This window comes from Mycobacterium arosiense ATCC BAA-1401 = DSM 45069, from assembly GCF_002086125.1.
GTDB lineage: Bacteria > Actinomycetota > Actinomycetes > Mycobacteriales > Mycobacteriaceae > Mycobacterium > Mycobacterium arosiense.
Genome location: NZ_MVHG01000212.1, coordinates 1 through 971 on the forward strand (window position 1 = coordinate 1; position 971 = coordinate 971).

Genomic DNA, 971 nt, shown 5'->3' on the forward strand with positions numbered 1-971 from the left:
ACCCAGGTGCTTCCGCCCCCGCCACCGCCGCCGCCACCGCCGCCGCCAGAGGGCGGCGGTGCTACGGCCGCGTCGAATGGACCGCCAGATCCGCAGACCGAGGACGAACCCGCGGTGCCGCCGCTTCCGCCGGGTGCACCGGACGGTGTGGTGGGCGTGGCCCCGCACGCGACCATCATCTCGATCCGCCAGTCGTCACGAGCCTTCGAGCCGGTCAACCCGCCGCCGGGAGATCCCTACTCGGACGAGAAGGTCAAGGCCGGAACGCTGAATTCGGTTGCGCGCGCGGTGGTTCACGCCGCCAACATGGGGGCCAAGGTGATCAACATTTCGGTCACCGCGTGCCTGCCCGCGGCGGCCCCGGCCGACCAGCGAGCCCTCGGTGCGGCGCTGTGGTACGCGGCCACCGCGAAGGACGCGGTGATCGTCGCGGCCGCCGGCAATGACGGGGAAGCGGGTTGCAACAACAACCCGATGTATGACCCGCTGGACCCGTCGGATCCGCGCGACTGGCATCAGGTCAAGATCGTTTCGGCACCGTCGTGGTTCAGCGATTACGTCCTGTCGGTGGGCGCCGTCGACAGCAGCGGCGCGCCGCTCGACAAGAGCATGACCGGACCCTGGGTCGGCGTGGCCGCGCCGGGAACCCACATCATGGGCCTCTCACCACAAGGCGGCGGCCCGGTCAACGCCTACCCGCCGTCGAGACCGGGCGAGAAGAATATGCCGTTTTGGGGCACCAGTTTCTCGGCTGCCTATGTCAGCGGCGTCGCGGCGCTGGTGCGCGCGAAGTTCCCCGACCTCAGCGCGCACCAGGTGATCAACCGGATCGTGCAGTCGGCGCACAATCCGCCTGCGGGCGTGGACAATAAGGTCGGATACGGGATGGTGGACCCCGTGGCCGCCCTGACCTTCAACATCCCGCCCGGCGATCGAATGGCCCCCGGCGCGCAAAGCCGGGTCATCACCCC

Annotated in this window: 1 protein-coding gene; it reads left to right on the forward strand. The window is 69.7% G+C overall.

The window, feature by feature from the left end; all coding sequences use genetic code 11:
* Positions 1 to 971, forward strand: a 971-nt coding sequence (locus BST14_RS28130) for a S8 family serine peptidase (protein WP_158085946.1), incomplete at both ends; no start/stop codon positions are given.